Below are 18,248 nucleotides of genomic sequence, written 5' to 3'. Positions count from 1 at the left end.
ATGTTCAAGCGACCGAGCATCCGCTACGGCCAGACGACCGAGCCGGCCACACCCTATCAGCGCGCGGCGCAGGCATGGGACGACCGCATCGGCTCGGCGCGCGTGCAGGCGAAGAACTGGCGGCTCGCCTTCTTCGGGACGCTCGCGCTTTCGGGCGGCTTGGCCGGCGGCCTCGTCTGGCAATCGACGCGCGGCCATATCGTCCCGTGGGTCGTTCAAGTCGATCGGTTGGGCGAGGCCCAAGCGGTTGCGCCGGCCGAAGCCGGCTACCGACCGACCGATCCGCAGATCGCGTTCCACCTCGCCCGCTTCATCGAGCAGGTCCGCGCGATCCCGGCCGATCCGGTCATTGTCCGTCAGAACTGGCTGCGGGCCTACGATTTCACGACCGATCGCGGCGCGATGGCACTCAACGATCATGCGCGAGCCAACGACCCGTTCGCCAATGTCGGGCGGGTGCAGGTCGCGGTGGAAGTCTCGAGCGTCATCCGCGCCTCACCCGACAGCTTCCGCGTCGCCTGGATCGAGCGCCGTTATCAGGACGGCAGCCTTGCCGCCACCGAACGCTGGTCGGCGATCCTCACCATCGTCGTGCAGCCACCGCGTACCCCCGACGCCCTGCGCAAGAATCCGCTTGGCGTCTTCGTCAAAGCCCTCAACTGGTCGAAGGAGCTGTCGCAATGACCGGCATACCCATCCGCCGCGCGGCCACGGCCGCGTTGCTCGTCTCCGCGTCCGCGCTCGCCGGCTGTGCCACCACGTCGGCCAGGCCGCCCGTGATCGCTTTCGACGATCCGCCCCCTGCGATCGTCGCGACGCCCGCGGCCGAGCCGCCCCGCGCGGTCGAGATTGTCACGATCCCCGAGCCGTTGCCGCTGCCCGGCCAATTGGAGCCGATGACGGAGCGCGCGCGACCGCCAGAGCCCGCTGATCCGCGCCGCCGTGTCGGCGACGCCAACGACGCCGCGCGCATCCAGCCGGTGCGTGACGGCTTTCTCAACGCCATCCAGCAATATCCGTGGACCGAAGGCGCGCTCTATCAAGTCTATACCGCGCCCGGTCAGGTGACGGACATCGCCTTGCAGGAAGGCGAGCAGCTCGTGGGGCCGGGGCCGGTCGCGGCCGGCGATACGGTGCGGTGGATCATTGGCGACACGGTGAGCGGCAGCGGGCCGACCGCGCGCGTGCATATCCTCGTGAAGCCCACCCGGCCCGACCTCACCACCAATCTGGTCATCAATACCGACCGCCGCACTTACCATCTGGAGCTGCGCGCAACGCCCGCCACCTACATGGCGTCTGTGTCCTGGACCTATCCGCAGGACCAGCTCATCGCCTTACAAGGCCGCAACGCGGCGGCTGCTGCCGCTGCGCCGGCCGCGACCGGCGTGGACGTAACGGCGCTCAATTTCCGCTACCGGATCGAGGGCGACCGCGCGCCGTGGCGTCCGGCCCGCGCTTTCGACGACGGGCGACAGGTGTTCATCGAATTTCCGGCCGGGATCTCGCAGGGCGAGATGCCGCCGCTGTTCGTGACGGGCCCGCGTGGTGACGCCGAGCTGGTCAACTATCGAGTCCAAGGTCGCTACATGGTGGTCGATCGCCTGTTCGCCGCCGCCGAGCTGCGCCTGGGCGATCGGCGCACCGAGCAGCGCGTCCGCATCGTTCGCGACGACGGACGGAGGGGGCGGCCGTGACCGATAGCCACGATCCGTCCGTCGAGGATCGGCCCACCCCGCAGTCGCCACGGCCCGATCCGGCCGCGTTCCAGCTTCGCGGCGATCCACCCCGCGTCATGCGGTTGTCCCGTAAAGCGCTCGCCCTCGTTGGCGTCGCCGCCGGACTCGGTATAGGTGGTTCGCTGATCTACGCTCTGCGACCGCCGGGCGACGAGGTGCGCCAAGAACTCTATAACACCGACAGCCGCGCCACCTCCGAGGCGATCACATCCGGGCCGCGAGACTACGCCCAGGCGCCCCGGCTCGGCCCACCGCTTCCCGGCGACCTCGGCCGCCCGATCGTATCGGCGCAGCAGCGTGGCGAAGACGTGCCGGTGCCGCCGGTCGGCGCGCAGCCCGGCCCGCCCGATCCGCGCGCGCAGGCGGCGGAGGCCGCCCGGCAGCGAGCGGCGCAGGAACGCGATGCGGCCCGCACCAGCTCGGTCTTTCTCGGCAGCGGCGGCGGGCGTGCGGGTGCGGGTGCGGAGCCGGTTTCGACGCCGGGCTTGCCGGCACCTTCCGCGCAGGAACCAGCGCAGCAGGCGGCGCAAGGCGACCAGGCCGGCAAGCGCGCCTTCATGGCGCAGGCGGCCAACCAGCGCACCGTCAGCGTCGAGCGGCTGGCCGCGCCGGCGTCGCCCAACATCGTGCAAGCCGGCAGCACCATCCCGGCTGCGCTCATCACCGGCGTCCGTTCGGACCTGCCCGGCCAGATCACCGCGCAGGTGACGGCGAACGTCTATGACAGCCTCACGGGGCGCATCCTGCTCATCCCGCAGGGCGCGCGGCTCATCGGCGAGTATGACAGCGAGATCGCCGCCGGGCAGACCCGCGTATTGCTCGCCTGGGATCGGCTCATCATGCCGGACGGCCGCTCGATCGTTCTCGAGCGCCAGCCCGGCGCGGACGGCGCGGGCTTCGCGGGCCTACAGGACCGCGTGAATCAGCATTGGGGCAGTCTGCTCAGGGCAGCCGCCGTCTCCACGCTGCTCGGCGTCGGCACCGAGCTGGGCGCGGACAGCGAGGACGAGCTGACCCGCGCGCTGCGGCGGGGCTCGCAGGACACCATCAACCAGACCGGCCAGCAGATCGTGCGGCGGCAGCTCAACGTGCAGCCGACGCTCACCATCCGGCCAGGCCATCCGCTGCGCGTGGTCCTCACCCGCGACCTTGTGCTCGAACCAATGGGAGCCGCACGATGACAAAGTTGAAGCTGGGGCCGCTTGCCGACGACCGACCCGTCAAGTTAACGGTCGAACTACCAGCCACCGTCCACCGTGATCTCGCCGCTTACGCCGCCGCACTCGCGGCTGAAACGGGCGCGGAAGCCATCCCGCCCGAAAAGCTCGTCTCGCCGATGCTAGCAAAGTTTATGGCCAGCGACCGAGGGTTTTCACGTCGTCGGGACATCGGAAAGAACTGAGCATTCGGAGTCAATTGCCCAGGAACTTTCTCCGGCGTTCTGCGGCATCGACCTTTATGATCGCTTCCTCGGCGGTGGCACATTCGCCGCCACGCACCGAGCCGTCCCGGCATCCGGCCACAACCTGACGGGCCTCGTCGATATGCGCCACGAAATACTGGGTGCCGCGCGCTTCGGGCGAGGTCATAGCGATTGGCGCCGGGCTGGAGACGGCAACAGCCTGTGGCGCGGGTGCGATGACGGGCCGCAAGGCGAAACCGCCTGCAAAGCCGATGGCCAAAGCAACAAGCACGCTGATAAATATCTTGCTTTGCCACATCGCTACAACTCCGCAATCGGTCAGCTAATCTACTGCAATTCCGAAGATACATCAAAAGACAGTGCGTAACGTGCCTTGATGAATTCAAGGAAGCGCCGTAGCGCCGGATTGCCATTGTCGTCGCGCCAGTACCCCGAATAGCCAGTAAGTGCCGGACCTTGCTCGCCGTGTATTGGACGATAGACCACATCAGGATAGCTCGCACCCGTAGAGCCTTCGCAAACGATGCTCACGCTGGAGCCGCCCCCAAGGATGCTCAGGATCATTTCTCGGCTGGATCGATGCATCCGTATGTCCGGTTTCATGCCCGCCGCCGATAACCTGCCGAGCAGCATATCGTGTATTTCCGGCCCCGGATCAGCGGCAGGCAATAAGATGCGCTCGCCACGTAGGTCTGTCCACAAAACTGCGTTGCGTCCGGCCAATGCATGAGCCGAGGACAACGCCACGAGCATGCGCTCGCTCCATAACGGCTCACAGTGGAAGCCTTTATGGCTGGCTGCGCCCATCAGTATAGCTATGTCAATCTCGCCAGAGTCCAGTCCAGCGAGCAGGACACTGCGATCAGCCTCAACACATTCGAAAATCACGTCGGGGTGAGTATCGTGCCAACTCATCAAAATAGCGCGAAGATTACCCGCCGATACTGAACTATTATGCCCGACGGCGAGTCCACCCGCTCGGCCTTGGCCGGCCGCTCGCATCATCTTGACTAAAGCTTCCGCACTCGCGACCATCGGCCTCGCGCCCCGAATGAACGCAGAGCCAGCCAATGTCGCCGTCACACCAGAACGCGACCGCTCGAAGATTGGTGTTCCAATCGCGCGTTCCAACTTGAGAATGCTGCGGCTTAGTGTTGATTGCTCGATATCGAGAACTCGCGCAGCTTTGTAGAAGCTTCCGTGGTCTGCTGCAGTGATAGCATAATGAAGTTGGCGGATCTCAAAGCACATAGCTTTCGGTTACCGACAGAAGGAACGGATTGAGACCGTCGCAGCGGTCTGCGTCGTGTGCCGTGAGGACCAAAGGCCCGCCGGTCACAAATTCTTCCACTGTTGCATGACGCATTGAATAGCAGGGCGCTCTTTGAGTCTTGCGAAATGGCTGGCGACATGGCGCGGCAGATCGACATCGTGTTGCGGTGCCCATCTTTCGACGTAGAACAGCGCGGCGTCCGCGATCGTGAAGGAATCGCCGATGGCGTATGCATGTCCGGCCAAGTCGGCATCGAGCACAGCGAAGCCCTGCTCCACGATCTCTCGACCTTGGCGTCTGACGGCCGCTTGGCCAATCCCTAGGCTCGTGTGCAACGCGTCCTGAGGCTCGAACAGGTCGGGACGCATGAGGCGGCCATAGCCCTGACCGTGAATCGTGCCTTCAACGTAAGCGATCATTTCGGCGACGCGCGCGCCACTTTCCGGATCGCGCGGTAGCAAGCCGGCGCTCTTGTCAGTCAGTCCGAGCCAAGTGGCGATCGCACCGAACTCCGTCAGGACGGTCCCGTCCTCTCGGACAAGCGTCGGCACCTTACCCTTGGGGTTGATCGCCAGGAACTCGGGCGTGCGAGTGCCGCCGCCGTGGACGTCGACCTTTATCGTCCGGTAGGGGCGACCCGATTCCTCGAGCAATACCTGAATGCCGATCGCGCAGGTGCCCGGACCCCAGTAGAGCGCCGGCACGCCATCTTGCCCTGGATCGGGCAAGCGTCCGCCAGGGTCGGCTTCGAGTGGCTCAGTCATCGCCGGAGAGCTGCCGATTCGCCGCATCCGCGGAGTCGTCGGGACTGAGATTGAACGCGAGCTTCGCCTGAGGCGCTGCGGTGCGGATGGTGTTCATGACGACCTCGAACATCTCCGTCTGCTTGGGCACGATCCGGAGGCCAGCGCCTACGACGATGACATCGAACACATTCCAGCCGAGCGCTTCCGCCATTTGCTCAGGGGCTGTCTCCCTGGTGTCGAGATAAACGAGGCGGGCGATGTGACCCTTGCCGCGAAGTTCGTTCAGCGACGATTCCAGTCCGTCGCGGATCTTGTCGGGCGTGAGGCCCTTCGGGATCGCCGGGTCCGAAAAATCCATGTTCTCGGGGGTTTCGCCAACGATGAGGATGCTTTTCTGCTCGGCCATGTCTGTCTCCTGCTGCTTCAAGGCTGTGAAAAAAAGTCTGCGAGCGCTTTCGCTGTGGCCCGCGGATTTTCATCGCCGAGCCAGTGGCCGGCGGCGGGGATGACCGCGGTCGTGAGATCGGAGGCGACGTCGCTCCAGAAGCGCTCCAGCATCGGTCCGGCGTGCGACGCGCCACCCACCGCGAGCACTGGCATCGCCAGCGGCTTCTTCTTCAGAGGAGCATTGTCGTCGGCGTCCTGGAAGATCGCTGCGTAATAGCTGGCGCCGGCCCGCAGCACCCCCGGACGCGACAGGCTGCGCGCGTAAGCCGCCATATGTGCTTCGCTCACGGCGAGCGAACCGGCATGGGTTTCGTGCCAGAAGAACCATTCCAGCAGCTCGCGCTCGCGTCCCGCGAAGAGCCAGACGGCAACGTCGGGCGCGGCGAAAACGCTGAAGTGCCAGTTGGAGTCCGCGCCCCAGCCCGGTTGCGGTGCCATCGCCTGCTCAAGACCGAAGCCCGCGAGGACGAACTCCATAACGGCGAGCCGTCTGACCCTGCGCGGATAGTCACGGGCGAAGGCGGCCGCGACGCCCGCGCCGAGATCGTAGCCGGCGATGTGCGCCTGGCTGTGACCAAGCGTGTCAAGCACCTTGGCGAGGTCGCCCGCGAGAGCCGTCTTGCTGTAGTTACCCTCCGCTATCGTCGAGGCACCCATGCCGCGCTGGTCGGGCGCGATCACCGTGAACTGCTCGGCAAGAATCGGCGCGATCGCATGCCACATCAGCGAATGCTGTGGGAAGCCGTGCAGGAGCACGACCGGCGGTCCAGAACCTCCGACGCGCACCGCGAGCTTCGCTTCGCCCACATCCGCCCGGATCGTGGCGAACTCATCCCAGGTCACGGTGTCGTCCCGCCGGCCATCGCAGGATAGTCGGTATAGCCCTTCTGGCCTTCCCCGTAGAAGGTCTCCGGGTCCGGCTTGTTGAGCGGTGCGTCGCTCCGGTATCGCTCCACGAGGTCAGGATTGGCGATATATGGCACGCCATAGGCAACGAGATCGACAGCGCCGCTCGCTATCGCCTCATTGCCCTTGTCCTTGTCGAAGCCCGTGTTGACGATGATCGGTCGTGACGTGAGCGGCCCCAGCGCTTCGACGACATGCTCGATCTGGACGCCCTTCTTGGCATCTTTGCCATTCGGCTCAAGGAAGGTGAGATAGCCGACCCCCAGGCGATCGAAGGCGGTGACGAGATGGCCGAAGGTTTCGCGCGCATCGCTATCCTTCATCCCGTAGAGATAGCTGGAGGGCGACAGCCTGAGGCCGACCCGGTCCGCGCTCCACGCGCCGATCATGGCCTCGGCGGTCTCGATCATCAGCCGGGCGCGGTTCGCGACCCCGCCGCCATAGGCATCGGTGCGATGGTTGCTGCCATCTTGAAGAAACTGGTCCTGCAGATAGCCGTTCGCGCCGTGCAGTTCGACGCCGTCGAAGCCCGCTTCCTGGGCGTTGCGGGTGGCTCGCGCGAAATCCTCGACAATCGGCGCGATCTCCTCGACGCGCAACGGCCGGGGCGTGGGAAACTCGACTCGGCCGCGTGGCAGAAAGAAGTCGCCTTCTGCGGGCAGCGGCGAGGGCGCGACCGGAGGTTCGCCGCCGCGCATCTCCGGATGCGCGACGCGCCCGCAATGCCAGAGCTGGACATAGATCCTGCCCCCGGCCGCGTGGACCGCATCGGTCACCTTGCGCCAGCCTTCGATCTGATCGGCGCGATGGAGGCCGGGGCAGCGGATGATGCCGTGGCCCTGATCGGAGACCTGCGTGCATTCTGTAACGATGAGGCCCGCCGAAGCTCGCTGCACGTAGTAGTCGCGCATGAGGTCGGTCGGCACACCGGTATCCGAGGCGCGCGTCCGCGTCATCGCTGACATAACGATGCGGTTCGGCAATTCGAGGCCGTGAAGGTCGTAGGGCGTAAACAGATCGGTCATGGCGGGTCTTCCGGTCAGAGCATCAATGACCCGCCGTCGATGATGATCGACTGGCCGGTTATGAAATCGGCATCGGGCGATGCGAGAAAGAACACGGTGCCCACGAGATCGTCGGGCTTTTCTTCGCGCCTGATGCAGCGTCGCTCGATCTGCTCCTTGAGCAGTTCCTCGGGAAAGCTTTCCTTGACCGCTTTGGTGACCGTGACCCCCGGCGCGACGAGGTTGACGGTGATGCCGTCCCGCCCAAATTCGCGTGCGAGGCTGCGGGTCAGACCGATAACGCCCGCTTTCGCGGCGACATAGTGCGACTGGCCGGGCACGCCCGGATAGACCGACGCCGACCCGACGTTGATGATCCGCCCCCATCCGCGCCCGACCATAAGCGGCAGTGCCGCCTTGGTCATGAAGGCCGTGCCCGTCAGGTTGATGTCGATGATCTTGCGCCAGTCGTCGGCGCTGATGTCGAGGAAGGGCTGGATCGGGAAAAAGCCGGCCACGTTGACGAGCACGTCGATACGCCCGGTTTTCGTCCGGGCGGTCTCGGCGATCTCCCGGCAACTCGCATCGTCCGAAATGTCGCCTTGGACGACTATCAGTCTGTCCGATTCGCCCATTTTTTCGAGGAGCGCGCCAAGCGCTTCGCCGCTGGTATCGGTCGCGACGACGGTGTCACCATTGCCGAGGAACCGCTGGACGAAGACCGCTCCCATGCCGCCAGCCGCGCCTGTGAGCAGAACCGTGCGATCGGTGTTCATTGGCTGTCTCCCAATTGCACGCGCGGACGCTCGTGCAGCCGGAGGCACGAGGGATGGACCGCGTCATGGTGGTAGGTGTCGGTGCCGACCTTCTGCCCGTAGAAATGGGTCATCGGCGCATCCGTTATCATCGAGTCCGTGTTGCTGATCTCAAGCCGAATGCGCTCGCCCTTCCGGACGAGAAACGACATCGGGATCAGCTCGATGCGAAGCTCGTAGGCCTTCCCCGGCGTGATCGGCTCTACTTCGGCGTGGGCGTGAAACGGACGCATATCCGATGTGAGGTCGGCGTCTTCGGCCCGGTGCGAGGCGCGCAGCCAGCCCTGGCTGACCTTGATCGGCTTGATCGCCTCGCCCTTTCCGGAGAGCAAGGTCAGCTTCACGATCACGTCCATGTCGGTTTGATCGCTTGAAGCATGGAGCACCAGCACCCCTTGCCCGGTGAACTCGCGGTCGCGGTCGAACGGAGCGGAGGTGAAAGTGTTCACCCTGGCGACGTGATCGGGCACGCCCTTCTCGTCGAACGTCGTGACGCCCGCCATCCACTGAGGATCGGGGTAGCTCCACGACGTCGCGCTATCGGTGGCCTGGGGTGGAGCGTCGAACAGCGAGCCGTCGTTAAGCGACTTGACGACGCCGCTTTGCTCGCCGCTCAGGAAAAATGTGGCGGTCTTGACGTCATCCGGCGGCCATGTGGTCGCTTCGCGGTATTTTCCCTCGCCTTGAACGAAGACGCGGACCGCTGGACGATCCATCACCCCGTTCCGGACGCCCTTCAGGTGGTGGTCATACCACGGCAGCAGCTCGCTGCGATGGAACTCGGCGTCGGAATATTGCGTCTGCGCGCCGGCAAAGCTGTCCGGCTCGGTGACGACGAGCTGCCGCGGCCCGCGCACCCGCTCGAACCCGGTGAAGTTGCCGCGCAGATGCAGCGAACTTTTCCCCCAGACCCCGATCGACAGCACAGGAATATCGATCTGGTCGAGCTCCCAAAACGGTGAGCGCCGCCGCTGCCATTCGTCGTCGAGCGAATGGGTAAGGATGTCGTAGACGAGCTCGCCGCGACCGCCGCCGCGAATGTCGCGCCCCTCCCATAAATGCTGCGTGAGAACCGCACCAAACAGCCATGCGTCGAGGAACATCTCGGTGGGCATGCCGCCGTGATACATCCAGTCCCGATACATGTCGGTCGCGCCATCATAAGCGCCGAGGCACTTGAGGCTGGGGGGCCGCGTCCTGGCGGTGTTCCACTGACTCCAGCAATAATAGGACATTCCGATCATGCCCACGTCGCCGGTCGACCAATCCTGTTCCGCGACATGCTCGATCATGTCGTGGATTGCCTCGCCCTCCGCGCGCGAGACGAAATCCCAGGTCCCTTCAGATCGCCCGGTGCCGGGCACGTCCATTGCGACATAGGCGTAGCCCTCATCGAGATAGAGCTGCATCGGGCCGTATTCGATGAACGGGAAAACCCAGTGTGGTGGCAACCGCCGCAGCGACTTCTGGTAAGGCGAGGCGCCAAGCAGAACCGGGCACGGACCGGCATGGTCCCGTGGCAGATAGACGTCCGCGCGCACGAGATCGCCGTGGCGCGTGCGCATCTCGATTTCGAACGGCTGAACGTTCACGTCTACCATCGATTATCCCTTCATCGGACAGCCTTTCTCGCCATCATCGCTTCAACGCCGGAGGGGCTGATTCCGTTGTGTCCAATTGCTGGACACACTATGCCGGAAACGGCATGATAAGAGCATGGCCATGCTCGACGATCTTCGAATATTCGAACGGGTCGGCGCGCTGCGGAGCTTCGCCGCCGCGTCAAGGGAGCTGGACGAGCCCCGCTCGAACGTTAGCCGGAGCATTGCACGGCTTGAAGCATCGCTCGGTCTACGCCTCGTCCAGCGCACGACGCGCGAGGTTACGCTGACGCCGGCCGGCGAGAGCCTGATGCAGCGGTGCACCTCGGCGCTCGGCGACCTGAACGATGCGCTGGCCTATGTTGGCAGCCTGAGCACCGAAGCTCAGGGCTTGCTTCGCGTAAGCGCCGGCATCGGCTTTGGCATCAACGTGCTCGCCGAGCAGCTTCCGGCATTCCTCCGGCGATTTCCCCGCGTCGATGTCGATCTCGACCTAACGAGTCGCGTCGCCGATCTCGTCGCGGATCGGGTCGACGTCGCAATACGCTTTGGCGAGCTCGCTGACTCGTCGATGGTGGCCGTCCGTCTCGGCGAGATGAAGCGTGTGCTCTGCGCATCGCCTGTATACCTCGCAGCGCGCGCGCCGCCCACGGCGGTCGATGAACTGACGGATCATGACGTCATCGAGATGCCGGCGAGCGACCGGCAACTACGGCGATGGTCGTTTTCCAAAGAAGACATGACGCGGGATATTTTCGTGAAGTCACGCGTGAGCGTGAACGACGCTTTGACGATCCACCGCCTCGTTCTCAACGGTGCCGGAATCGGCGTAATCTCCTGCTATCTTTGCGCACCCGACATCGAAGAGGGGCGCCTCGTCCATCTCCTGCCGGAATGGACCTCGTCTCCGGTCGTCGTGAATCTCGTTTTTCCTAGCCGACGCGAACTCACCCCTTCCGTTCGCGCCTTCGTCGATTATCTGAAAGCGTCGAACCCGCCTGGCCTCCATTGGCAGAACAACGCGATCCCATCCTTTAGAGCGCCGGCATGAGGGTCGATCATAGCGGCTGGCCCTTCGCGTCCAGGTGACGCCGTTCACTTTCGGTCTGCTTGCTATCCGATGATCGCGTTTGCTGAGGAGGCAAGCCGCCGCTTGAACGCCGGTGGACACCCCGTCGCTGTGGCAGGCTCACTCGGCAATTCAAAGGTTTGCAGCATGCGAAGAGCCTGCCTGGAACATTGGCGTTCTGTCTCTGCTTTGCCGGTATGCATCGACATGAGCGAAAATGAGCGCCTATTCCGACTCAGGTCTTTGCTGTGCGGTGCGCAATGTGCTCCCGAGTTTGCTCCCTTAGACCAGCGCGTCAACCGAACTCAGACGAGATCCGCCCAACTTAGGACCTACTCCGCATGGCTGCGAGCAGGCGGTCGATGCGGAAAGGCAGCTCTGTCAATCGCACGCCGGTTGCATGGAAGATTGCGTTGCTGATCGCGGCGGGACCGCCGATCGATCCGATCTCGCCCATGCCCTTGATCCCAAGCGGATGCGCGCGGGTGTCGTCCTCCTCGATGATTAGCGCGTCGAGCTCGGCAATGTCGGCATGGGCGGGGACAAGCGCTTCGCCCAGGCTGCGGTTCATCCACATGCCCGATCGCGGGTCTATCACCGTTTCCTCCAGCAGCGCCTGGCCGAGACCCCATACCATGCCGCCCATCAGCTGGCTGCGGACGAGCAGCGGGTTGACCGCCCGCCCGCCGGCGAACGCGCCGATCAGCTTGGCGACCTGGAGGTGCCCCGTCTCCGGATCGATCAGGACCTTGGCGAATTGCGCGCCGAAGGCAAAGCGGCCGTAGCTGCTGCGCCCCATCGTCCGGCCGGTGACCGCCTCCTCTTCGATCAGACCTTCGGGGTGACGCGACATGAGCGCAGCGACGGTCTCGCGCGGACCATCGGGTGAGACGATGACCCCGTCCACCACGTCTAGATCGTGCCGGTGCAGCCCGTGAAGCGGTGAGCCCTGATCCCTGACCGCGCGCTTCAACAGCGCCTTTTTTACCAGCGTCGCGGCCTCGTGGATGGCCGCGCCGTTGGTCAGCGTGGTCATTGAGCCCACGGTCATGCCGCCATAAGGCAGGGCGCTGTCGCCATATTCCAGCGTCACCTGGTCAACGGGCAGGCCGAGCGCCTCCGCGCCGAGTTGTGTGAGCGAGGTGATCATGCCCTGGCCGATCTCGTGCTGCGCCGTCTGCAAGGTCGCGAGGCCATCGGCGCGCACGACGCACCGCGCCAGCGCGGGCATTTGCAGGACGGGATACATAGACGTGGTCATGCCGAAGCCGACAAGGTGCCGTCCTTCCCGCATCGACCCGACCGCCGGGTCACGGTCGAACCAGCCGATCCGCTCGGCCGCCGCCTGATAGCAGGCCTTGAGCGACTTGGACGACCACTCGTGCCCGGTATCCGGTTCCACATCGGCGTGATTGCGCAGCCGGAAATCGAGGGGATCGATCCCGGCTTCGTGCGCCAGCATGTCCATCGCGATTTCCAGGCCAACTGCGTCCGGACCCGCGCCGGGTCCGCGCATCCAGCCGGACGCGCTGGTGTCCAGCCGGGCCGTCTGCGTGTGCAGCCGCAGGTTCGGACAGGCGTAGGACTTGGGACCCACCTCGTTGACCGGCTCGGCGAAGCTGCCCTTGGCGCCCTGCGCCACAACCGCCTCGCGCAGGAACGACTGGAGCTGCCCGTCGGCGTCGGCGGCCAGCCGGATGCGCTGATGCGTCTCGCCGCGGTGCGGCATCAACGTGTAGGTCTGCGCGCGGGACAGCACCAGCTTGACCGGCGCTCCGGCGAGTTTCGCGGCCATGGCGACGAGCAGCAGGTGAATGTTGCAGTTCTTCCCCCCGAACGCGCCTCCTGCCGGAGGGGCGACGACCCGCACCTTGTTGCTGAACTGGTACTTGGCGATGACCTGCGCGATCATCCGCGGCAGGCGTTCCTTGAGGCTGAAGCCGAACGCCTCACCCAGGATGACCGCCTCGTTGTAGCTGAACTGGGTGGGCGAGTAGACGGTGAGGCCGTCCTCGCCGTTCCACATGGCCACGGCCGCGCCCGGCTCCATCGCGTTGTGGTGATGCGCGGACGTCGTCAGCGTCACGTCCACCTTGTACGGCGCCTGCGCATAGGCGGCATCGGCATCGCCCGTTTCGACCTTGCCCGGTGTGCCGGAGCCAAGAGATTTGGCATCCACCGCGCGCCCGCGCCCGTCCGCTAGCCGGAAGGCGGTGTCTTCCGTTGCCTCGCTGTAGCGCACGCGCACCAGCACGCTTGCCTCGAGCGCGTGCTGGAGCGTGTCGGCGACGAGCACAGCCACGCACTGGCCGCCATAGTGGAGCACATCGTCCTGCAGCGGCCGCAACTCGCCGATCTCCGCTCCGTTCAGCGCCACCACCTTGCCGAGCCGCGGCGCGTTCTCGTGCGTCATCAGGAGCTTGACGCCGGGGGCGGCCAGCGCCTCGTCCGCATCGAAGCCGAGCACCCGGCCGTTCGCCTGCGTGCTGACGATCGCCACCGCGTGCAGCAGCGCCCGCTCGGCGATCCCCAGCGTGGCGGCGCTGATGTCGCCGGCGTAGCGCAGGCGACCTGTGATCTTGTCGCGGCCCTCGATGCGGCGCGGCGCGGCATCGAGCCGATCGCGGCCGAGCGGCGCGGCAAGTGGTGGGTCGGGCATCGTGGCCATGGGCGCGCCTCCTCAGACGATGCGCTTGTCGGATTGGATCTGGGGCGTGCCACCCGCAGCCTGCCTGCAGGCGCGGCGAATGGTGGCCGGCGCGAGTTCCAGCTTGAAGTCGTTGGCGCCATAGCCGCGGGCGCCGGTCATCAGCGCGTCGGCCACGTCGGCGAAGTCGTCATCGACCGGCTTTCCGGCGAGCAGCGCGTCGGCTTGCGCCACGCGCCACGGCTTGTGCGCCATGCCGCCCATCGCGATCCTGCCCTCGCGGATCACGCCGTCCTCCACTCGCATCACGGCCGCCACCGAGACTAGCGCGAACGCATAGGACTGGCGGTCGCGCATCTTCAGGTAGCTGTGGTGCGCGGCATACCCCTCTGCGGGCAGGTCGATCGCGGTGACGATCTCGCCGGGCTGGAGGGTGGTATCGCGCCATGGCTCGTCGCCCGGCAGCCGGTGGTAGTCGTCGATCGCGATGACGCGCTCGCCGCCCGGCCCGGTCACACGCACTGTCGCGTCGAGCGCCAGCAGCGCAACACACATGTCCGACGGGTGCGTCGCGATGCAGTGCTCGCTCGCGCCTTGGATCGCGTGGATGCGGTTGAAGCCGCCGATCGCGCCGCAGCCCGACCCCGGCGCGCGCTTGTTGCAGGGCGTGTCGATGGCGTAGAAATAATAGCAGCGGGTGCGCTGGTTCAGATTGCCTCCGTTGGTCGCCGCATTGCGAAGCTGTGCGCTGGCGCCCGCCAGGATCGCGCTGGCGAGCACCGGATAGCGCGCCTGCACGCGCGGATCGTGGGCCGTGTCCGCGTTGGTCGCGAGCCCGCCTAGGCGCAGCCCGCCGCCATCAAGGTCCTCGATCGCTCGCAGCGACAGCGCGTTGATGTCGACCACGCGCGGCGGCGCCTCAACGAAATACTTCATCAGGTCGACAAGGTTGGTGCCGCCCGCAACGAAACGCGTCCCCGGTTCGGCCCCTAACGCCACCGCCTCGGCCAGATCACCGGCGCGCGCGTAAGCGAAGGGCGTCATGCCTCCTTCTCCTGCCCGATCACATCCATGATGGCGTCTGCTATGTTCGCGTAGGCGCCGCACCGGCAGAGATTGCCGCTCATCAGTTCGGCGACCTCCTCCCGCGTCCGCGCGTGCCCTTCTGCGATCAGCGCCACCGCCGAGCAGATCTGCCCGGGCGTGCAATAGCCGCACTGGAACGCATCGTGCTGGAGGAAAGCGGCCTGCATCGGATGGAGAGCCTCGCCATCGGCCAGTCCCTCGATCGTCACGACCTCCGCCCCCGGCCGCGTTATCGCGAGCGCAAGGCAGCTGTTGATCCGCCGGCCGTCCACCAGCACCGTGCACGCACCGCATTGGCCATGATCGCAACCCTTCTTGGTGCCGGTGAGGTCGAGTTGCTCGCGCAACAGGTCGAGGAGTGTCGTCCACGGCGCCACTTGCGCGGTATACGGGCTGCCATTGACGACTACGGTCAGCGAAAGTTCTGCAGCCATGCAATGCCTCCCAGCAGGTGCTTAGATACTGCGTCGTGACAAGGTTGAATGCAAGACACTCGCGAAATTGCGTCCTGGTTACTTCTCAGAAACAAAGTCGCAGAAATACAGCTCTGGGGAGCGCAATCTCGCGAGAGAACGAAGAATTGGTTGCCCACAATCTGTGTTGATATTTCGGTTTGTGATGTCGTCGGGTTGAAACTCTTGTAAATACGACTAAACGCATTTACTTTCTAGCGCCTCACTAAATGGAAGTCACCGATGGCGTCGGCCCCCGCAGTGCTCCGTCTGGAATTCCTTGTGCCGCACCCTCGTCATGCGGAGTTCCAGCGGTTAGTCGAGGGAATGGGCTCCGCCGCGACCAGGGCACACGGGGCGACGGGGGTCGATGCCGCGGCGACCGGCCGCACCGGCGAGGACGAGCGCTGGTCCGTTAACGTGCTTTTCGAAAGCGAGCAGGCGCTAGCCAGGTGGCGCGGGTCGTCGGATGCAGCTAAATGGCGCGCACGCCTTGAGGGTGTGGCGAGCGAACAGCCGCTAATCCGGGTCCGGAAGGGTGTGGAGATCTGGTTCAGCCCGGCGTCGGCTTACGCCGACCCACCTCCCGGTTGGAAGTTGGCGCTGCTCAGCATTGTCGGCATCTACCCGACAACTCTTGTGCTCAACCAACTGCTCGCCCCGCTGGAGCGATCAGCGCCGGAGTGGGCAATCGCACTTGTATCTGTGAGCATTTTGTCGGCTCTGGTGACCTGGCTGATCATGCCGGCCCTGACACGCCTGTTTCATGGCTGGCTCTACCCCGCCGCGCAAGCCGATCGGGTCACGTAGTCTGCGACCGAAACTCCCGCGGAGACACGCCGAAGCGTCGGCGGAACGCGGTCGCGAAGTGCGAGGGATTGGTGAAGCCGCACCGGAGCGAGACCTGGACAGCGCTCATGCCGCTCTCGCGCAGCAGGCGCTCCGCGCATTCCATCCGTAGCTCGCCGAGGTAACGGATGGGCGTCTGGCCGCGGAGGCGCTTGGTTAGCCGGATCAATTGAAACGTGCTGCAGCCGATGACTTCGGCGATGTCTGACAGCGTGATCGGCTGCGCCAGGTGCGTGCGCATGTACTCCTCCGCGCGCCGCATCTGGAGGTCGCCACCTGAGTGACTGCGGGCGCGATCGGCACCGAACGCCAGGAGGTGCAAGGCAAGAAAGTGCGCCGCGCTATCGGCATAGATTGCGGGATACCCGGCTTCGACGCCATGTTCGAGCGCCAGCACCACGGACTCGACCAGCCCCTCGCGCATGGACAGGCTGTCAAGACTCGGACGGCGGCCGCCCAGATGATCGTGGAGATCGGCTACGGCTTGCTCCAGCAGGGCCTCGGGCAGGAACACCTGCAGCGTCTCATGTCGCTGGCGCCCGCCCCAGCGCAGGCGGGCCCCTTCTCCTGGCGGCACCATGCCAAGGTCGCCTGGAACGTAGTTTGCCTTGCGCCATCGCCCGGCGGCAAAGCTTTCGATAGTGGTGGCGCCCGACTTCACCAACACGGTCGATTGATAGGGGATAGGCGTCGTCTCGAATGGTTCGACATGGGCCGGCTCGATGTAACGGCGCAGCAGCAACGAGGTCCAGCCGTTGGCCAGACTGCAAAGCGTCAGCTTGCCTGGCAGCTGGTGCGAAGCGCGCACCACGTCCTCGAACAAATGCACTCGGCCGCCGTGACCGCCCGCCAAGGATCCTGAAGACGCATTCGACATGCCTGAGCTAGTCCCGGCCAAACGCTTTGCATGGCTGTACGCGGCCTGCGCGCCGTTTGCCACTAGGTGTTTGATCTCGCAGTGTGGTGGTACGCTTGACCTGCATGCGCGGCGGGAGGAGCTATGGGCCAGTTTCTACACGGCAGCGCCCGGACGACTGAGGCAGTCCGTCGAGCGATACAGCGGAGTGAAGAGAGCGTAAGGGCGCTCGCCGGCTGCTACGGGATCAGCCCGACCACCGTGCAGAAGTGGCACTAGCGGACGCACACCGTCGATGCGTGGATGACCCCGACACTCACGACCTGCGCGCCATTCGTTAACCATTGAAATCGATCCGGCCTCCCGCCGCATGGTGCGTGCGCTTCGCGGGTAGAGGCGGACGCGCAAAGAAAAGCATTGGCGCGGCTCCGTCCGCCCGCCTCGATTAGGTTCTCGGCGGACCCGCCGGGCAGCAACAGCACCGCTATCTGGCGGTTATAAACGCGGAGGTTGAGATTGCGGGCACATGAAGTTCCACCAGGGACAACCTTCTATCACGGCACGAAGGCAGACCTGAAGATCGGCGAGCTGCTTGTGCCCGGCCACCGCAGCAACTTCATTGAGCGCCGACTCAAGCACATTTACTTCTCGGCGATGCTCGGGGCAGCGACCTGGGGCGCTGAGCTAGCCTTGGGCGCGGGACGGGGCCGCATCTATATCGTCGAGCCGACCGGCCCCTTTGAGGACGATCCCAACCTGACCGATAAGAAGTTCCCGGGAAACGTGACCGCCTCTTATCGCTCGACTGCTCCGTTGCGCGTTGTGGGCGAGCTTGAGGACTGGCAGGGTCATACAACCGAGGAACTACGAGCGATGAAGGAAGGGCTTGCCCGACTTAAGGCTGACGGCAGGGATACCATCGAAGAATAGTCAGCTTCGCTTGTGCGATCCCAGCGCTGCTAGCCACCTGAACCAACGTCCCGTTTCGGGCGGCCCCAAGCTACCGTGGATGCCTACTTGTCGGTCGTTTGCAGCCGGGCGGCTGGGGCCGCACACCGGCTAAGCTTCGAAATGGGGACGTTTGCTGCCATTCAGAAGAGGGTCAGGCACGCGGCTTCACCCACACCGCAGCGAAGGCCATTACGATCGCCACTGCGATACCACCGCCGATCGCGATGGCTACTCCCACCAAATGCGTCATGTCTGCCTCCATGGCTCCGAGCTTAGGATAGCAGTTGGATCAGTGCGCAGGAAGCTTAGCCCTCCGGGCCCACCGACAACCGCAAGTGGGTCCGGCTGCCGCCGGCGGCTTCCCATTGGGCGCCGACTGCCGAA

19 protein-coding genes and 1 pseudogene are annotated in these 18,248 nt (G+C 65.0%); 8 read left to right on the top strand and 12 right to left on the bottom strand.

The window, feature by feature from the left end:
* The 4 genes from trbF to PQ455_RS05380 are packed head-to-tail and all read left to right on the top strand — an operon-like array spanning position 1 to position 3,141.
* Entirely contained in the window at positions 1 to 684 is a 684-nt protein-coding gene (gene trbF, locus PQ455_RS05395) for a conjugal transfer protein TrbF (protein WP_273689886.1), read from the top strand.
* Positions 681 to 1,697: a P-type conjugative transfer protein TrbG gene (gene trbG / locus PQ455_RS05390; protein ID WP_273689884.1), complete on the top strand. Its 1,017-nt coding sequence runs from the start codon at positions 681 to 683 to the stop codon at positions 1,695 to 1,697. The genes trbF and trbG overlap by 4 nt, the downstream gene beginning before the upstream one ends.
* On the top strand, positions 1,694 to 2,920 hold the full coding sequence (locus PQ455_RS05385; protein ID WP_273689881.1) for a TraB/TrbI/VirB10 family type IV secretion system protein: 1,227 nt from the start codon (positions 1,694 to 1,696) through the stop codon (positions 2,918 to 2,920). Before trbG ends, PQ455_RS05385 begins: the two co-directional genes overlap by 4 nt.
* Positions 2,917 to 3,141 carry a DUF2274 domain-containing protein gene (locus PQ455_RS05380; protein ID WP_273689879.1) on the top strand — a complete coding sequence of 75 codons (225 nt, stop codon included), beginning with the start codon at positions 2,917 to 2,919 and terminating at the stop codon, positions 3,139 to 3,141. The genes PQ455_RS05385 and PQ455_RS05380 overlap by 4 nt, the downstream gene beginning before the upstream one ends.
* A 10-nt stretch (positions 3,142 to 3,151) precedes the next feature.
* On the opposite strand, the gene PQ455_RS05375 is transcribed toward PQ455_RS05380, so the two are convergent.
* The 8 genes from PQ455_RS05375 to PQ455_RS05340 form a co-directional block, all read right to left on the bottom strand.
* Positions 3,152 to 3,460 (bottom strand): EexN family lipoprotein, encoded by a 309-nt coding sequence (locus tag PQ455_RS05375; RefSeq protein ID WP_273689877.1) that lies wholly within the window; start codon positions 3,458 to 3,460, stop codon positions 3,152 to 3,154.
* Positions 3,461 to 3,489: 29 nt separating this feature from the next.
* Complete coding sequence (locus PQ455_RS05370) at positions 3,490 to 4,413, bottom strand: LysR family transcriptional regulator (RefSeq protein WP_273689875.1); 924 nt, start codon at positions 4,411 to 4,413, stop codon at positions 3,490 to 3,492.
* Positions 4,414 to 4,497: 84 nt separating this feature from the next.
* On the bottom strand, positions 4,498 to 5,139 hold the full coding sequence (locus tag PQ455_RS05365) for a glutathione S-transferase family protein (RefSeq protein ID WP_273689873.1): 642 nt from the start codon (positions 5,137 to 5,139) through the stop codon (positions 4,498 to 4,500).
* Between the two features lie 52 nt (positions 5,140 to 5,191).
* Positions 5,192 to 5,587, bottom strand: a complete 396-nt coding sequence (locus tag PQ455_RS05360) for an aldo-keto reductase family protein (RefSeq protein ID WP_273689872.1) — start codon at positions 5,585 to 5,587, stop codon at positions 5,192 to 5,194.
* A gap of 17 nt (positions 5,588 to 5,604) precedes the next feature.
* Positions 5,605 to 6,471: an alpha/beta fold hydrolase gene (locus PQ455_RS05355; RefSeq protein WP_273689870.1), complete on the bottom strand. Its 867-nt coding sequence runs from the start codon at positions 6,469 to 6,471 to the stop codon at positions 5,605 to 5,607.
* Positions 6,468 to 7,559 (bottom strand): alkene reductase, encoded by a 1,092-nt coding sequence (locus tag PQ455_RS05350; RefSeq protein ID WP_273689868.1) that lies wholly within the window; start codon positions 7,557 to 7,559, stop codon positions 6,468 to 6,470. Before PQ455_RS05350 ends, PQ455_RS05355 begins: the two co-directional genes overlap by 4 nt.
* 14 nt (positions 7,560 to 7,573) lie before the next feature.
* A complete protein-coding gene (locus PQ455_RS05345) occupies positions 7,574 to 8,314 on the bottom strand; it encodes an SDR family NAD(P)-dependent oxidoreductase (RefSeq protein ID WP_273689866.1) in 741 nt (246 codons plus the stop codon).
* Positions 8,311 to 9,954, bottom strand: a complete 1,644-nt coding sequence (locus PQ455_RS05340) for a CocE/NonD family hydrolase (RefSeq protein ID WP_273689865.1) — start codon at positions 9,952 to 9,954, stop codon at positions 8,311 to 8,313. Before PQ455_RS05340 ends, PQ455_RS05345 begins: the two co-directional genes overlap by 4 nt.
* A 115-nt stretch (positions 9,955 to 10,069) precedes the next feature.
* Between PQ455_RS05340 and PQ455_RS05335 the strand changes: the two genes are divergently transcribed.
* A complete protein-coding gene (locus tag PQ455_RS05335) occupies positions 10,070 to 11,005 on the top strand; it encodes a LysR family transcriptional regulator (RefSeq protein WP_273689863.1) in 936 nt (311 codons plus the stop codon).
* Between the two features lie 343 nt (positions 11,006 to 11,348).
* Here the strand turns inward: PQ455_RS05335 and PQ455_RS05330 are convergent, their stop codons facing one another.
* Genes PQ455_RS05330 through PQ455_RS05320 form a run of 3 tightly spaced genes read right to left on the bottom strand, consistent with a single transcriptional unit; the run spans position 11,349 to position 15,190 of the window.
* On the bottom strand, positions 11,349 to 13,691 hold the full coding sequence (locus PQ455_RS05330; protein ID WP_273689861.1) for a xanthine dehydrogenase family protein molybdopterin-binding subunit: 2,343 nt from the start codon (positions 13,689 to 13,691) through the stop codon (positions 11,349 to 11,351).
* Between the two features lie 12 nt (positions 13,692 to 13,703).
* Positions 13,704 to 14,714, bottom strand: a complete 1,011-nt coding sequence (locus tag PQ455_RS05325; RefSeq protein ID WP_273689858.1) for an FAD binding domain-containing protein — start codon at positions 14,712 to 14,714, stop codon at positions 13,704 to 13,706.
* Positions 14,711 to 15,190: a (2Fe-2S)-binding protein gene (locus PQ455_RS05320; RefSeq protein WP_273689856.1), complete on the bottom strand. Its 480-nt coding sequence runs from the start codon at positions 15,188 to 15,190 to the stop codon at positions 14,711 to 14,713. Before PQ455_RS05320 ends, PQ455_RS05325 begins: the two co-directional genes overlap by 4 nt.
* A gap of 261 nt (positions 15,191 to 15,451) precedes the next feature.
* On the opposite strand from PQ455_RS05320, the gene PQ455_RS05315 reads away from it, so the two are divergent.
* Positions 15,452 to 16,018 (top strand): putative antibiotic biosynthesis monooxygenase, encoded by a 567-nt coding sequence (locus PQ455_RS05315; protein WP_273689854.1) that lies wholly within the window; start codon positions 15,452 to 15,454, stop codon positions 16,016 to 16,018.
* Here the strand turns inward: PQ455_RS05315 and PQ455_RS05310 are convergent.
* Positions 16,011 to 16,880 (bottom strand): helix-turn-helix domain-containing protein, encoded by an 870-nt coding sequence (locus PQ455_RS05310; RefSeq protein WP_273689852.1) that lies wholly within the window; start codon positions 16,878 to 16,880, stop codon positions 16,011 to 16,013. The two genes, PQ455_RS05315 and PQ455_RS05310, sit on opposite strands and share 8 nt — an antisense overlap.
* Before the next feature lie 177 nt (positions 16,881 to 17,057).
* Between PQ455_RS05310 and PQ455_RS05305 the strand changes: the two are divergent.
* Together PQ455_RS05305 and arr are read left to right on the top strand one after the other, a co-directional pair.
* Positions 17,058 to 17,186 (top strand): annotated as a pseudogene (locus PQ455_RS05305) (IS481 family transposase); the annotation flags it as partial.
* A 243-nt stretch (positions 17,187 to 17,429) separates the two neighbouring features.
* Positions 17,430 to 17,843, top strand: a complete 414-nt coding sequence (arr, locus tag PQ455_RS05300) for an NAD(+)--rifampin ADP-ribosyltransferase (RefSeq protein WP_273689851.1) — start codon at positions 17,430 to 17,432, stop codon at positions 17,841 to 17,843.
* The last annotated feature ends 405 nt before the right edge of the window (positions 17,844 to 18,248 follow it).

Origin of the sequence: Sphingomonas naphthae (genome assembly GCF_028607085.1) — a bacterium.
Lineage (GTDB): Bacteria > Pseudomonadota > Alphaproteobacteria > Sphingomonadales > Sphingomonadaceae > Sphingomonas_Q > Sphingomonas_Q naphthae.
Note: the sequence above shows the minus strand (reverse complement) of the source record. Positions and strands in the feature narration are given on the sequence as shown.

Coding starts and splice junctions, on each gene's coding strand:
- trbF (WP_273689886.1), top strand. CDS start 1: ATGTTCAAGCGACCGAGCATCCGCTACGGCCAGACGACCGAGCCGGCC.
- trbG (WP_273689884.1), top strand. CDS start 681: ATGACCGGCATACCCATCCGCCGCGCGGCCACGGCCGCGTTGCTCGTC.
- PQ455_RS05380 (WP_273689879.1), top strand. CDS start 2,917: ATGACAAAGTTGAAGCTGGGGCCGCTTGCCGACGACCGACCCGTCAAG.
- PQ455_RS05375 (WP_273689877.1), bottom strand. CDS start 3,460: ATGTGGCAAAGCAAGATATTTATCAGCGTGCTTGTTGCTTTGGCCATC.
- PQ455_RS05370 (WP_273689875.1), bottom strand. CDS start 4,413: ATGTGCTTTGAGATCCGCCAACTTCATTATGCTATCACTGCAGCAGAC.
- PQ455_RS05360 (WP_273689872.1), bottom strand. CDS start 5,587: ATGGCCGAGCAGAAAAGCATCCTCATCGTTGGCGAAACCCCCGAGAAC.
- PQ455_RS05350 (WP_273689868.1), bottom strand. CDS start 7,559: ATGACCGATCTGTTTACGCCCTACGACCTTCACGGCCTCGAATTGCCG.
- PQ455_RS05345 (WP_273689866.1), bottom strand. CDS start 8,314: ATGAACACCGATCGCACGGTTCTGCTCACAGGCGCGGCTGGCGGCATG.
- PQ455_RS05340 (WP_273689865.1), bottom strand. CDS start 9,954: ATGGTAGACGTGAACGTTCAGCCGTTCGAAATCGAGATGCGCACGCGC.
- PQ455_RS05335 (WP_273689863.1), top strand. CDS start 10,070: ATGGCCATGCTCGACGATCTTCGAATATTCGAACGGGTCGGCGCGCTG.
- PQ455_RS05330 (WP_273689861.1), bottom strand. CDS start 13,691: ATGGCCACGATGCCCGACCCACCACTTGCCGCGCCGCTCGGCCGCGAT.
- PQ455_RS05325 (WP_273689858.1), bottom strand. CDS start 14,714: ATGACGCCCTTCGCTTACGCGCGCGCCGGTGATCTGGCCGAGGCGGTG.
- PQ455_RS05320 (WP_273689856.1), bottom strand. CDS start 15,190: ATGGCTGCAGAACTTTCGCTGACCGTAGTCGTCAATGGCAGCCCGTAT.
- PQ455_RS05315 (WP_273689854.1), top strand. CDS start 15,452: ATGGCGTCGGCCCCCGCAGTGCTCCGTCTGGAATTCCTTGTGCCGCAC.